This window comes from Candidatus Flexicrinis affinis, assembly GCA_016716525.1.
Taxonomy (GTDB): domain Bacteria; phylum Chloroflexota; class Anaerolineae; order Aggregatilineales; family Phototrophicaceae; genus Flexicrinis; species Flexicrinis affinis.
In genome coordinates this window covers 134,670-149,909 of the sequence record JADJWE010000006.1, presented here as the reverse complement: position 1 = coordinate 149,909, position 15,240 = coordinate 134,670, and the positions used below count along the sequence as shown (strand labels likewise).

The 15,240-nt window shown below is 64.6% G+C and carries 7 protein-coding genes; 3 read left to right on the top strand and 4 right to left on the bottom strand.

The window, feature by feature from the left end; translation table 11 throughout:
- The first annotated feature begins 13 nt into the window (after positions 1-13).
- Together IPM16_15930 and IPM16_15925 are read left to right on the top strand one after the other, a co-directional pair.
- The gene (locus IPM16_15930; protein MBK9124589.1) at positions 14-8,218 is read left to right on the top strand and encodes a GAF domain-containing protein; all 8,205 of its coding nucleotides are present in this window, start codon (positions 14-16) and stop codon (positions 8,216-8,218) included.
- A gap of 209 nt (positions 8,219-8,427) precedes the next feature.
- Positions 8,428-9,135 (top strand): DNA alkylation repair protein, encoded by a 708-nt coding sequence (locus tag IPM16_15925; protein ID MBK9124588.1) that lies wholly within the window; start codon positions 8,428-8,430, stop codon positions 9,133-9,135.
- Between the two features lie 6 nt (positions 9,136-9,141).
- On the opposite strand, the gene IPM16_15920 is transcribed toward IPM16_15925, so the two are convergent.
- From IPM16_15920 to IPM16_15905, 4 genes are all read right to left on the bottom strand, one after another.
- Positions 9,142-9,708 (bottom strand): methyltransferase domain-containing protein, encoded by a 567-nt coding sequence (locus IPM16_15920; protein ID MBK9124587.1) that lies wholly within the window; start codon positions 9,706-9,708, stop codon positions 9,142-9,144.
- A 7-nt stretch (positions 9,709-9,715) separates the two neighbouring features.
- A complete protein-coding gene (locus tag IPM16_15915; protein ID MBK9124586.1) occupies positions 9,716-10,510 on the bottom strand; it encodes a hypothetical protein in 795 nt (264 codons plus the stop codon).
- Entirely contained in the window at positions 10,507-11,574 is a 1,068-nt protein-coding gene (locus tag IPM16_15910) for an SH3 domain-containing protein (GenBank protein MBK9124585.1), read from the bottom strand. The genes IPM16_15915 and IPM16_15910 overlap by 4 nt, the downstream gene beginning before the upstream one ends.
- 85 nt (positions 11,575-11,659) lie before the next feature.
- Positions 11,660-13,366 (bottom strand): copper resistance protein CopC, encoded by a 1,707-nt coding sequence (locus tag IPM16_15905; protein MBK9124584.1) that lies wholly within the window; start codon positions 13,364-13,366, stop codon positions 11,660-11,662.
- 398 nt (positions 13,367-13,764) lie between these two features.
- Between IPM16_15905 and IPM16_15900 the strand changes: the two genes are divergently transcribed.
- Positions 13,765-15,237, top strand: coding sequence for a S1 RNA-binding domain-containing protein (locus tag IPM16_15900; protein MBK9124583.1), 1,473 nt, complete (start codon positions 13,765-13,767; stop codon positions 15,235-15,237).
- Positions 15,238-15,240 lie beyond the last annotated feature (3 nt).

Below are 15,240 nucleotides of genomic sequence, written 5' to 3'. Positions count from 1 at the left end.
GGAGCGTTGACCTATGACGACGACCATCAGGCGGACGCAGGCCGCGCGCAACTCTCTGCTCCGGCGCATTCGCCTCCGCATGCTGCCGATCCTCGGCGTGTTTGTCGCGACCGCCGTCGTAATCGCGTTTGTCGTGCCGCAAATCCGCGAGCGCGAGCGGCTTGCAATCGAACGCGAAGACGCGATGCGCGTGGTGAACCGCGACGTCAACAGCCTGTTGGCACAGGCCGCTACCGACTTGCAGGGTTTGGCGTCGAGCGCGTTTGTGCGCGGCTACAACGAGATCGTCGTTGCAGAGCCGAACCCGGTCGCGCCGAGCGCGCGCCTGCGCCTTGCCCAGCGCGACCTGCTGCGTTCGTTCGGTGACCTGATCACCCGGTCGCCCGACCTGTACCTCGCTGCACGTTATCTTACCCGCACCAACGCGGTGTGGGGTGAGGCGCAAAACCTCGGCGGTCAGGTCACGTTGGTGACACGCTATCGGCAGCGCCTGTCTATGGAGACCGATATCACGTTCAACGCGGTCGCGCAGTCCGCGCAGACCGGCGTCCGTGTCGGCCCTGCCGATACGTTCAACGAATCCGTGAGCCTATACGTCGCCATCGATCAGACGGGCGGTGTGCTGCAACTCGAACTCAGCTTGGCCGCTTTCCAATCGGTGTTGTCGCAAGTCGGCGACAGCACCAGCCCGCTGTTCGAATCCGAACGGCGTGCCGTTCTGGTCAACAACACCAACGACGTTCTCGCGCTGTCCGACCTGTCGATTGACGAGACGGCCACGCGCTTCAACCTCTCGCAGATTCCCGACGCGTTCAACGATACGTGGGTCAGCAACGATCTGTACTCGACCAGTCTGGTCAGCCCGTACCCGGGTGAAGACTTCCCGTGGCGCGTCGCGCTGATCGACAACGGGACCGCCTTGCTGGTCGACGCCAACAACGCGTCGGTCGTCACGGCGGGTATTGTGCTTGCGCTGGGCGTGGCGGCAGTCTTCCTGTTCGACCGGCTTCTGGTCAGCGCGCTGAGGCCGTTCCAGTCCGCCGTGCACTCCGCCGCCGAACGGCTGGCAACCGCCGAGGTCTCGCGTATTTCCGCGACACAGTTGCGCCCGGTGACGGCGACCAATGGCGCGAGCGCCAACGGTACGGGCGACGACGAGCAAATCGATGCCTTGATGGGGGCCATCGAATCGGCGACGTTCCGGATCAATCAACTGAGCGACGAGCTGGACGAGACACTGCGGCGGCGCAATCGCGAAATCGAAATTGCTTCGCGCATTGGCCGCGAGACCGCCGGCTTGATGGACATCGACGAACTGGTGACACGGGCGATTCAGTTCATCAGCGCCGAGTTCAACTTCTACCACACGCAGGTGTTCCTGCTGGACGACGTCTCGCAGAACGCGGTGCTCGCCTACAGTCAGGGCGAGGCCGGCCAACGCATGCTCGAGCAGGGGCACAAGATTCGTTACGGCTCGCCCACGGTCATCGGGCGTACCGTGTCGACCAAGCTCCCGGTGGTCGTCAACGACACGCGCGACCCGCAGGCCGGCCACGGCTTCAACGCCTTGCTGCCGGAGACCCGCGCGGAAATCGGGCTGCCACTGATCGTTGGCAACAAGGTGATCGGTGCGCTGGATATCCAATCCTCACAGGTCAACGCGTTCAGCGAGCAAGACCTGCCGGTGTACGGGCTGTTGGCCGACCAGTTGGCCGTCGCGATCAACAAGGCGCAGCTCATCCAGCAGACGCAGGAGCGCGTCGAGCAGATCAACGCGCTGAACCGCCAGTTGACGCGTGACGCGTGGGAATCGTTCGAAGACCCGCTCTCGACCGAATACCACTACCAGTACGACCTGATGAAGGTCGAGGAAGTCGACGAAGAGCCGCAGGACGGCGAGATCGGCATCAGCGTCCCGATCCGCGTACGTGGCGAGGTGATCGGCGAACTGCGCGCTCAGCCTGACGTCGAAGAGCCGCTGACCGATGCGCACGAAACCGTGCTGCGGGCCGTGGCCGACCGCGTTGCGCTGGCTGTCGAAAACGCGCGCTTGTTCACCGAATCGCAAAATAACCTGTCCGAGACGCGTACGCTCTATACCCTTAGCCGCAGCCTCAGTGAAGCCGATGTGCTGCCCGGCGTGGTCGATGCCGTGCACTCGACCGCCATCCCTGACGCACATCGCAGCCAAATCTGGATCTTCGCCGATCCCGTGAGCGACGACGAAGTGCCCGAGACTGCTGTCATCCGTGCCGACCGCTACAGCCCGTCGGCGCGTACCGCAAGCCGCCGCCCGAACCCGATGGACGACAGCGAGATCCGCTTTGAGGACGTGCCGTTTCTGCGCAATCTCAACCGGCAGGAAGCGTTGTTCCTCGAGGACGTGGAAACCGACGACCGGATGGACGAAGCCACCCGCACGCTGTTCAAGCAATTGGCCTGCGGGTCGGCCCTCGTGCTCCCGCTGACCGTCCGCGACGAGTGGTTCGGAATCGCGGTGTTCGGCTTCCCGCTGCCGCGCGTGTTCAGTGTGCGCGAGACGCGTCTGTATCCGGCGCTGATCGACCCGGTCAGCATCGCCTGCGACAACCTGCTGCTGCTTGAGCGCAACGAACTGACCAGCGCCCGCAACGAAAGCCTTTACGCTGCCAGCCGCATCATCAACACTGCCCGCGACTTCAGCGATCTGATCAGCGCCGCGCTGGCGACCACCACCGATTTGAAGGTCAACTTCAGCCTCGCGCTGTTGGAAGGCGAATTGGACGAGACCGGCTGGCCGGTCATGCAGCGTGTCGTGGCCTACAGCGAAAACCTCGCTGTACAGCAGGTCAACTTCCGCCATCGTATTCGCATCGCGCCGGAATCTCCGATGCGCAGCCGCGAACCGGAACTACTGCTGGACGACCGCGGCACTTCGCCGGTGCTGTCGCAGCGTGTCCCGTGGCTGCCCGATCCGCAGGCTGTGCGCTTTGTCGCGATCTATCCGCTGTTCAGCGGCGCGACGCCGATCGCGCTCTTCTACATCACGTCCAGCGAGCCGCGCCAATTCTCGCCGGAAGACGGGGTCGTCTACCGCGCCATTACCGGCCAGATGTCGACACAGCTTGAAAACCGCCGCCTGCTGGAAAGCACCGAGCAGGCGCTGGACGAAACCCGCCGCTTGTACATCGCCACCCGCGCCATTTCGAGCGCCCAGACAGCCGACGACATTTTCAGCGCAACAGTCGATCACCTCTCACGCCCGCTGCTGGCTGTCGAAGCCGAGGGCGCGCAGGATTTGCGCATCATGATCTGGCTGGCGCAGCCTGACCCGCGCCAAGACGCGCCGTTTCTGGAACTCGCCCACGAGTGGGCGGTCGATGGTTCCGAGTCGCGCATCACCGAAGGGGGCGAGCGCCGCACCTTTGGCCGCGACGAGCTGCCGATTGCCAGTCTACTGCAAGACGCCGTCGGCGCTGTGACGCTCAACGTGTCGGACGCGATTGACGAGACTGATCCCGCCGCAAAAGTGGCCGACGTACTGCACAGCAACGGCGCCGGTTTCGCGGTCATCGTTCCGGTTGAGTCGCACGGGTACTGGTTTGGCGCGCTGGTGGCGCACAGCAACCGTCCCGAGGGACTGACCGACCGCTACGCCAACTTCATGCAAACGACCGCCGGTCAGTTGGGCTTGGCGCTAGAAAATAAACTGCTGTTCGAGAATGCCCGCCTCGAAGCACAGCGCGCGTTCGCGTTGGCCGAGGCCGCGCAGCTTGCCAACCAGATCGGTGTCGATTTCGAGCAGTCGATCGACGAGGTGCTTCGCCGTGTAGCCGAAGCCGCCGAATTGGACCGCTGGCATCTGGCGATCTACAACCCGCGTAACGACCTGCTAGAGACGATCAGCGCCAACCTGCCGGGTTACGAACAGTCGACCGTCAACCGCTTGCACACGACCGATGCCCACCCGCTGACGTCGACGCTGCGCATGACCGAGCCGCTTATCATCAACGATCCTCGGTCGCTGCCACAGACCTATCGCCCGGTATACGGCAAGTCCATCGCGACCCCGATTCGGGTCGGCGATCAAGCCATCGGCGCATTGATCGTGGGCCGCGCCGCCGAGAGCGCCAACCTCGACGAGGCCGACGCCCGACTGGTGAGCACGCTGGCTTCGCAGATCGCGGTGGCGCTCGAAAACCAGCGCCTGTTCCTGCAAGCGCAGTCCGAGCAGAAGACGCTCTCGTCCACGCTCGCTACGCTGCCCGCCGGCGTCGTCGTGCTCGACGCGCGCAACCTGCTGCCGATCATCACCAACGAACGTGCGCGCGAGCTGCTCGGCGACCGCGTCGACAAGCCGTTCTCCATCGAGAACTACCAACTGATCCGCAGCGACACGTTCGAACCGTACCCGGAAGACCAGCTGTGCGTATACGCCACGCAAGCGACGCAAGAGCCAGCCTCGAACGACGATGTCGCGGTGCGCACGCCTTACGGCGAGGTCGACCTGCTGATCAGCGCAGCGCCGGTTGCCAACGTCGCCGGCGCAACCAACGCCATCGTGTTGACGTTCAGCGACATCTCCGGCTTGCGCGTGCTCGAACGCTCGCTGCAAGACGTGCTGAACGAAACGGTGACGATCTATGGCGCGCAGAGCCGCTTGGCGCAGGCCGAGCAGCTCGACGAGGCGCTCGACGTGTTGAACTTCGAATTGCAGAACCTCGGCTTTGACGAGTCGTACATCCTCCTGCGCGACCTGGTGACCGGCCAACTTAGCGAAGCGCGCGGCAGCGTGACTCCTCTGGAGAGCGCAGGCGCGCTGATCAACGTGCTGAGCAACGACGAAGTGCGCTACTTCGATCATGTCAAGCCGGAAGTCGTCGGCGAGCAGGCCGAGACCGAATTGAACCGGATCGGCGTCCAATCGTTGATGACGGTGCCGCTGCGCTCGTCCATCAGCGACATCCCCGTCGGGTGGCTGGTGCTCGGTTCGCGCAAGCCCGTCGGCTTCGATGACGACGCCCAGCGCCTGCTGTCGCAGATCGGCGAGGTCGCCTCAACCGCGATCGATAACCGCCTGCTGTTCCAACAGACCGAGATGGCGCTGCAAGAAAGCGCGCTGCTGTATCAGGCATCACGCGCGCTGAGCAACGCGACCAATGCCGCGGACGTGTTGAATGCGCTGGTCGCCACGTTGTTGTCGGATGATCTGACGCATGCGTTCGTCGCGCAGCTCAACGGCGTGTCATGGGACAACCCGAACGCCGCCATCACCATCACGGCCGAGTGGACGCGCGACGAAACGCCGATCATGCGCGGTGTCACGTTCAAGCGCGAGGACTTCCCCGGGTGGGAAGCCCTGCGGCAGCCCGAGTTGGTCAGCATCAACGACATCCACTCGGCTGGTGCGCAGGAACTGCTCGCGCAGCTCGGCATCAGCCCGGAAGTCGGCATGGTGTTGAACGCTCGCTCGTTCTCGGTCATCCCGCTGCGCGTGGCGTCGCGCTCGCTCGGTGCCATCTGGATTTCGAGCCAAGAGCCGCACGCGACCACCGAAAGCGAGCGGCGTATCCTTCAGTCGTTCGGTGAGCAGGCCTCGCTCTCGCTGGATGCGGCGCTGCTGCTCGATCAGACCAACCGGCGCGCCCGCCAGCTCGAAACGTCCGCGCAGGTGTCCAACGCTGCCGGTCAGATCCTCGAGCTTGACCAACTGCTGCCGCAGATCGTCGATCTGGTGCGCAGCAGCTTCAACTACGACCATGCGCAAATCTTCCTGATGGACGACCGCGACGAGTATGCGGTGCTGCGCGCATCGACCGGCGAAGCAGGCGAGAGAATGCTCGCCGCCCGTCACCGGTTGGCCAAAGGCTCGACCTCGGTGATCGGTCAGGTGACCGCCACAGGCCGTCCGGTGATCGCGCAGGACACGTCCGCACAGGGCGTGGTGCACGCGCCCAACAGCTTCCTGCCGCTGACACGCTCCGAGATGGCGCTGCCGCTGATCCTGAAAGGGCGGGTGATCGGCGCGCTCGACGTGCAGTCGAACCTATCGAACGCGTTCACCCAAGACGACATCACCGCGCTAACGACATTGGCCGCGCAGATCTCGGTTGCCATCGACAATGCCAACCTGTACGAAGCGGCGCAGGATCAAGCCGACCGCATGGGTCTCTTGTTCCAGGTGACGTCTGCCGCCGCCGCCGCGCCGACCGTCCGCGAGGCGCTGCAGAGCGCGGCGGATACGCTGTACGAATCGTTCAACGCGCGCGCGATCGGCGTGTACGTCAAGCGCGTGTATCAGGATCATACGGGCGCTACCCGCGAAGCCCTCGAGGTCGAGGCCGTGGCTGGCTTCGGGATCGAGAACGACGAGGTGATGTCGGTGCGGATCGGCAGCTTGCCCGACGACGCGCTGCTGCGCGCCGCCGAAAAGCAGACCGTGTCGGTGTTCAACAACCTTGACCGCGTTCCGACCTACCGCCGCATGTCGCCGGGGTCGCGCTCGGCGGCGATCGTGCCGCTCGTCGGCGCTGGCGAACTGCTCGGCGTGATCGTGGTCGAGGGCAACGAGACCAACGAGTTCCCGCGCGAAGTCGTTCAGCTTCTACAAACGCTGTCGAGTTCGCTGACCGCAGTCGTGCAGACCAACCAGCTGCTTGAACGGCTTACCCATGCCAACGACGAACTGCGCGAGATGGACCGTCTCAAGAGCGATTTCCTCGCCAATATGTCGCACGAGCTGCGCACGCCGTTGAACTCGATCATCGGGTTCAGCCGCATGATGCTCAAGGGCATGTCCGGCCCGCTCAGCGAGATGCAGGAGACCGACCTTAACACGATCTTCAGCTCTGGCCAGCATCTGCTCACGGTCATCAACGACATCCTCGATCAGGCCAAGATTACCGCCGGCAAGATGACGGTGAACGTCGAGGAGTTCGACCTCAAGCCGGAAATTGAGGCGGTGCGGTCGATCGCCGTCGGCCTGATCAAGGATAAGCCCATCGAGCTGCGCCTCGACGTGGCCAACAACCTGCCGAACGTATACGGTGACAAGACGCGCGTGCGACAGGTGCTCTTAAACCTCGTCTCGAACGCGGCCAAGTTCACGCGGCAGGGCGAGGTGACGATCCAAGCCTATCCGATCACCGCGGACGGCAAAGCGTTTGCGCGTATCGACGTCATCGACACCGGTATCGGTATCTCTGACGACGACATGGCGCTGCTGTTCGAACCGTTCCGTCAGGTCGACTCGTCCCTGACGCGCACTGCCGGCGGTACCGGCCTCGGCCTGCCGATCGCCAAGTCGCTGATGGAGCTGATGGGCGGCACGCTGACGGTCGAGAGCGAGGTCAATGTCGGGTCGACGTTCAGCGTGACCATCCCGACCGAGATGATCGTCACCGAGGAAGAGCCGCTCGAGCCGGTCGTCCCCAAGACGCTGCCGCGCCGCACAGGCAACACCGGAATGCTCGTCCCGCCAATGCCTGTCGAGGTCAAGCGCCAGCTTGTGCTGATCGAGGACAACCCGGACATGGTCGACCAGTTCCGGCGTTCGCTGCAGCGCGAGGGCTGGGAAGTGATCGTGTGTGCGTCGCCGCTCGAAGCCAGCGCGGTCGTGCCGGCCATGCAGCCCACGCTCATCCTGATGGACGTCAACTTCGAGAACGGCGCAGGCTGGGAACTGCTCGAGGAATTCACGTCCCGCGACGACACGCGCGACATTCCGCTGATCGTCACGACGTTGAGCGAAGATCGCGACCGCGCGCTGGACAAGGGCGCATTCGCCTTCTTGCAGCGGCCGTTCTCGCCCGACATCCTGATGGAAGCCGTCCACCGTGCGGAGAAAGCCGCCAACATCCCGCGCGTCCTGCTGATCGACGATCAGGACGACGCGCTGCGCTTGCTTGGCGAACTGCTGCGCGAACACGGCACATTCAAAGTGTACACCGCCAGCAGCGGTATTGAAGGGCTGCAGCAGGTGGCGATCCGCCGGCCAAACCTGATTGTGCTCGACCTGCGTATGCCGGAGATGGACGGGTTTGCCGTGCTGCGCGAGCTGCGCGAGAATCCGGAGACGCAAAACATCCCGGTCATGGTCGTCACCAGCGATACCACCCTCGGCGACGAAGAGCGCGAACAGTTGGCGCAAGTGCGTATCGTGCCCAAGGCGGAAATCTCGCAGTCTGAGTACGAGACGTTCATCAGGGGCGTTACCGACAAGATCAACCGCGTCAACTAGACGCACGCCACATGCAGTTCTATTGCCGCCCCTGTTCCGAAACGATCCGGAGCGGGGGCGGTTGCGTGAGGGCTGTTTTTCCAAAGGGCTTTCGCCCTCTAGACTCCCTTATCTGCGGTATTGGACCGCACGCGGTCCAATACCGCGAGTTAAGAGAGCAACGCGGCGCAGGACAGACTCCTGCCGAATCATCGAAGTAGGGAGCGAGTATGAGCGCGATCGAAGACATTCGAACATTCCTGGCCGAGAAACAGGGCGGGCACGAGGTATGGTCGGGTTTCGCCAACTACACCGGATCGCAGCGGCAGTCGCTGGGCTTGAAAGCGGACGAACTGCACGCGTTTGTGGCGCAGTTGGTCCGCGCGTACGGCAAGCAGATGACGGGCGCGGAATGGCTCGACCTGCTTGATACGCTGTACGATGGCCAGACTTTTGAGGAGGCCGCGCTGGCCGGACTGCTGTTGGGCCGCCTACACGCCGTGCGGCGTGCGCTGCCGCTCGACCGGTTCGATCGCTGGCTGGGCACGCTGCAGGGTTGGGCTGAGGTCGATACGACGTGCCAGAACAACTTCAAGCCGTCCGATCTGCTCGACCGCTGGGATGAATGGGACGCATTCCTGCGCGCGCTGTCGGTGGATGCCAACATCAACAAGCGGCGCGCGAGCCTCGTCCTGCTGGTGACGCCGGTGCGTACAAGCGACGACCCGCGCCTGATCGCGCTGGCCCTCGAATTGGCCGAGCATCACGCGCCGGAACGCGACAAGCTGATCGTCAAAGCGGTGAGCTGGGTGCTGCGCTCGGCGATCAAGCATCACCGTGAGGAGGTGGCCTCCTTCCTTGACGCACACGGCGAATCGCTGGCGAAGCTGGTCGTGCGCGAAGTTCGGGGAAAGCTGGATACCGGCAAGAAGGGGTAGGCGAGACTATCCGCCCGTTGGCTTGATAGCAACCAAGCGGGCGAATACACCTTCGGTGCTGTGCAGCACGATCTTCCACTTGGGGAAGGCGTCCGCTAGCTCGTCACCCTGCACGCAGAAGTCCGGGTTCATGTTCGGGCGCTCGTCGAGGATGTGCAGCGAGAACGCCTCGTAGATCAGCCGTCCGCCGGGGTTGACCGACCGGCCGATCGCCGGCAGAAGCCGCCGGTTGAAGAAGCGGAACACACTCACGATGTCGTACGTCTGCGCTGGCAGATGCATGGTGTCGAGGTCGACATCCAGCAGGTTGACACGGCGCAGTCCGCGGCGGGTCATCTCCTCACGGGCGCTGTCCAGCGCCACGCGGCTGATATCCATGATGTCGACGACGTAACCCTGTTCGGCGAGCCAAAGCCCGTTCTGACCGCGGCCGCCGGCAAGGTCGAGCGCGCGCGCATCCACGGCGGCGGCAGGCGGCGTGTAGTCCATCAGCAGCAGGTCGGGCCGCGGGAACGGCGAGTTGACAAGGTCGAGGTAGCGCTTGTTCCATGTGGCGCGGTCGCGTGCGCTCACGGGTGGTCTAGCCTTTCCAGCCGTAGTACACCGGAGTGTAGTCGAGGGCATTTGGCGCAGCAGCAGTCGCCTCGGAGTCGCCGGGATACAGGGTTGCTCCCGGTCGACGTTCCAGCCGCTTGAACACGCGATAAGCTGTCGACAGCGTGGCATAGTCGGGCAAGACACGGTCGCCGACCGCGCAGGCGATCAAAACGTCGCGCAGCCAGCGCCCCGCGCCGGCCTCCCAATCGACGGTGACGAGCGCGCTTTGTGCGTCGGCGCGGTTGTCGCCGCCCATACCGGCGGTCATGGTGTGCATCAGGCGCTCCACCTGCCGCGACCCCAGCCCGCTGCCCATCGCGCGCACATCGGGTGGCAGCGCCGCGCTGCTCACCCCGCCGAATGCACTTCCGCTTCCGGTAACGGGCGCGGCCAGCAAGGCGTTTACCCGGGCGCGGTCGAATGCACCGGGCAAGCTGCCGGCCAAGTCCACCGCCTCCCCGTTTCGATACGCGGCGACGTGCGGCACGAGCTCGGCATCGATGGTGGCATGTATCGTCAGACCATGATGCGACGCCGCACCAACTACCGGGTCGAGATCGCTGTCGGGCGCAGAGGCAAGCCGAAGCCAACCCTCTTGTACGGGCGCGGCCAGCAGTTTCACCGCACGGGCAAAAGCGGGGGCAGGCATCAGTCCGAACGGATCGTAGGCACGGCCCCCGGCGGCGTCCAATGCGGCGGTGACATCCGCCAATACGACATCGCGGCTGGTCGAGCCAACCGCGATGTACAGACTTACGAAGTGAGCGCGTTCACTCATCGCACGGGGACGTTGTTGAGGTCGCCCTGCGTGATCTTCGTGAACGGCGAATACACCCAGCCGATGGTGCCCTTCCACGCGACCTGATACCAGAATCCGTCGCCCGTGCGGCCGACGACCGGCAGGAAGCCGCCCCAAGTTACGCGGCCGATCTGCGTTCCGGCGACGCTTGGGACATCGCGCAGCACCAGCGTCGCGGTGGACTGTGCGACGACACCCGTATCCGGGAAGCCACCGGGGACGCCGAGCGTGCCGAACGGACTGGTGATCGGCGGGCTGAACTCGTTGCCGTTGACGAACAGGTAGTAGCCGTACGACCAGCCCTGATACCCGCCAAGCTGAAGCAGGAACCAGCGCGCGTCGGCGTCACGGCCAAGCACCTGATACGTCTCGCCGCGCAGAATCTGGCCGAGCTTGCGGCCGCCGGTGGTGGGGGCGTCGCGCACGTTCAGCACCGAGGCGCGGATGACCGTCGCCGTCAGCGCGCCCGGCGGGATGGCCGGAAGCGGCGTACGCGATGCGGTTAGCGTGACGGTCGGCGTAAAGGCGAAACCCGGGGTTTGCAGCCCACCGCCACCGCCGACCAACTGGTAGTAGAAGTTAATGCTGGCGTTGCCGGTGAAGGCCCGGAACTCGACGGTCATCGTGGCCGGGCCGGCGTTGAGCGCGACCGTCCCGCTGACGACCTGCGCCGTGCCGATGTCCTGCCCGGTGAAGGGGATGATCACAATGCCGTTCACGGTCACGCGGACGTCGTCTTCGCGCAGCACGGTGAACTGATAGGTGCCGGCGGTTTGGATCTGCTGTGTGCCGCTCCAGCGGATCGAGAAATTGTCGACCGGGAGCGTCACCTGCCCGTTGGTGGGCGAACCGGCACCGAAGTTGAAGTTCAACACCTGATCGACCTTCGTGAACGCGGCCGGCGGCGTGAAGTTGGCGTCGTTAAAGTACTCGCCCGTCCAGTTGCTACCCGTAAACGCCTGCGCTTGCACGGGAGTCGACACAAGGCTGACTGCGCCGAATACCACCACCGCCATCGCAAACAAGATGAGCCGCTTCACCATGACGACTCCCTCCGTCTCTTATGTATGAGAGCTTGTGTTTCATTATAGCGTCTCGGACGGGCGCGCGCATTGCGGTTCTCAACGATTAGGACGATGGTAGGGGAATCGTCACCTCGAATTCCGTCACGGTGTCGTCCGCGCCAGCCTGCCCGATCACCACCTGCAGAAGCCACGTCCCCGCGCGATCGAACAGCGCCTCCGGCACGACGTACGCGCCGTCGTCGAGCGGTTCGGCGTCGAACGTGAGGTCAGTCCCGCCGCCGTCGGGGGGCACTGCCCGTATTTGTACGTGGGCCGCGTCGGAGAGCGCACGGTTGTCGTCGCTGAGCACGAACGGCGACACGATGATCTCATTGGCCCCGACACGACCCGGCAGCACCTCGATGTGCACCATCACATCGCCGGCGATCTCCATGCCGAAGTACGGCGCGCCGTCGGTCACCGCGTTGGCTTCGTCCGCCTGCGCACGAAGCTGCGCTACGTCGATCGCCGGCAGTCCCGATGCCATCACCGCCGACACGACGAACAGCGCCGCCGCCAGAATCAACTCCCCGCCGACCGTCAGCCGCAGCGTCGGCGACCACGATTCGATCCCACGCTTGAGCCTCGGCTCGACGATCAGCAAATTGAACCCTGCCAGCGCGAACATCGCGACGAACAGAACGCCCTTGACCACGGCCGCCCGTCCATACACCGTTGCGGTCAGCAGGTCGCCGTCGGTGATCTGTTGGAGCGCGGCGAACAACCCGCCGATCGCCAGCAGCATGACCAGCAGGCGCGCGATGTTCGAGAAGCGGCTGACAGCCTTCGAGAGCGGCTTGGCGGCAGGGAAATCCGGCGCGGGCAGCAGCACCACGATCCACGCCGCCAGCCCGCCGACCCACAGGGCCGCGCCCGCGCGGTGGACCATGTCGTTCAACACGGCATCGCCGCTGCCCAAGGCACGGGCGTGGCTGATCAGGCTTGGCAGCACGGCCAGCCCCAACCCGATCAGGCTGAGCGCGCCCCAATGCAAGGGCTTTCCCTGCCGGATCGCCAGCGCTACGCCGAGAACCGCCCACAGCCCGGCGCGCATCAGCCAGACTGCGCCATACCCTGACCCGCCGATGACTCCGAATGCAGTGCCATCCCACAGGTTCGCCGGGAACGGCGATCCAGCGATCACCGATGCGTTGGCGGATAACCCGGCGACCAGCCCCGCGCCGCCGAGCACCCACCCGGCGACGCCCGCGCGGCGCAAGCGGCTGTCCCGCACCGGGAGTCCCTGCACAAGGCCCGGTCGCCACACAAGCGTTGCGAACGCCGCGACGCCCAACGTCAGCGCGGCGCCCGCCATATCCAGCCAGCGGCCGATCACGTTCAGTGGCGGCACGGACTCGTCAATGGTGATGCGCACGGCCGATCCTGCCGCCATGCCGATCCCGAACGTGTAGCGCCCGGTCGACTCGTGGCCGTCGGCTGCGCTGACGACCCGCCACGCGACCGTATACACATCGTCCGGTAGGTTGCCGGCGAGTGGCAGCTCGAGCGTGAACGGATCATCTTGCGCAAGCTGGCCGCCTGCCGCGACTTCCTCACCGGCGAGGTTACGCACGTGAATGTCGCTGTAGGCCGGTTCGAGCGGCTCGCTGAAGGTCAGGCGAATGGCGCCCGGCGCGGCGTTCATGCGGGAGTTGGCGCTGGGGTTTGCGCTCACCAGATTGGCGTGGGCGAAGGCTGGCGCGGCCCACACCGCCAGCGCAATGATCAGTACGGCCAGCACGCTCGTGCGCCGCAGGGCAAGTCGGGTCATGTACACCGGTCTCCACAAACGGGCGTTTCACGCGCCTAGTACGCTGGTACGCCCCGCCTCATCTCATGTGACCGGCATTGTACCGCGCTCACCTTAGCCGCGGCGAAATGAAGCGCTGAGCGAAAGGTGGCAGGCAGTCGAATGCGGCTGCGCACCACGCCATCATGCCCGGCGAATGGTGTCACGTTAATGGTAGGTCAAGACGGTTCACGCATAAGTTGCCACCGTTTAGGCAGGTGTGTATAATCCCCGTGATTGTGTCCGTTTGCACGGATCATAGTTTTGTGCGCATAGCGCACGGCGCGCGGGACGCGCGGCCGAAGCAGCAATCGTCTCCCACTACTAAAGACAGGGTTGTTGGCGTGGCAGCAGCCGAAGTACACACACAGGGATCGAGCATGACCGACGAGATGGAAAAGCCGATGGATGCGCCGAACGGCGAGCCTGCGGATGTAAAACCGCAGGAGGAGGCGGATTCTGCCGCCTCCGCGCAGCCACCGCTTCCACAACAAGATGAGCCCGCCGCCGCTGTCGAAGAGACCGAGTCGTCCGAGCCTGCTGCTGAAGAAGCCGCCGCCGAAGCGCCTTCTGAATCCGCGCCCGAGTCGTCCGAAACACCCGAGCCTGCCCCTGCAGAGCCGGTGACCGAAGCACCCGCAGCACCCGAGTCTGCCCCTGCAGAACCGGTGGCCGAAGCACCCGCGGCGCCCGAGCCGGCCCCTGCCGAACCGGCAGCCGCGGCCCAGCCCGCGCCGGAAGCAAAGCCCGAACGTCCGCCCAGCCGCTTCAACCGTGGCGATCTGGTGCCCGGCGTGCTGGCTTCCAAGTCGCCGCTGATGATCACGTTCGACTTGGGTGAAGGCACGACCGGCGAGATCATGAGCCGCGAGCTGGAGCGTATGTCTCCGCAGCAGTTGCAGGAGCTCGAAGAAGGCAAGTCGTACACCGTCTTCATCGTCAACCCGATGAACCACGAAGGCAAGACGCTCGTCTCGCTCAGCCGCGCCGAAGAGGAAATCGACTGGCGTCAGGCGGAGGAATACCGCGGCGAGCAGAAGGTCTTCGATGGCACCGTGGCCGGCTTCAACAAGGGCGGTCTGATCGTGCGCTTCGGGCGCTTGCGCGGGTTTGTGCCGCTCAGCCAAATGAGCGACGAACGCCGCCGCGCCGTGCAGGCGTCGACCCCGGATCAGTACGACTCGATGGTCAATCAGTCGATCAACTGCAAAGTCATGGAAGTTGACCAGAAACAGAACCGGCTGATCCTCTCCGAGCGGATGGCGAATCGCGAGAGCCGCGAGAAGCGCAAGGAAGAGCTCATTTCCAAGCTCAACGTCGGCCAGTTGATGAATGGGCGCGTCGTCAGCCTCGAGGACTTCGGCGCGTTCGTCGACATCGGTGGGGCCGAGGGGCTAGTGCACTTGACCGAACTAAGCTGGAAGCATGTCACGCACCCGCGCGATGTGCTGAAGGTCGGCCAAGAGGTGCGCGTCGAGGTGATCAGCGTCGACCGCGAGCGCAAGCGTATCGGCTTGAGCATCAAGCGCACCGAGGCCGACCCGTGGGACGAAATCGCCACGGCGTACACGCAGGGCCAGCTTGTGCGCGCCCGAGTGACGAAGCTGACCAAGTTCGGCGCGTTCGCCCGGCTGGTCGACAACAACGAGATCGAGGGCTTGATCCACATCAGCGAGCTGTCCGACAGCCGCGTGAATCACCCGAAGGATGTCGTCAACGAAGGCGACGAGGTCACCCTGCGCGTGATCAAGGTCGACGTGCGCAATCGCCGTTTGGGCCTGAGCCTCAAGCGCGTCAACAGCGCCGAGTATCTCGACCTCGACCTCGGCCGCGACTGGGGCGACGAGCATTAGTCG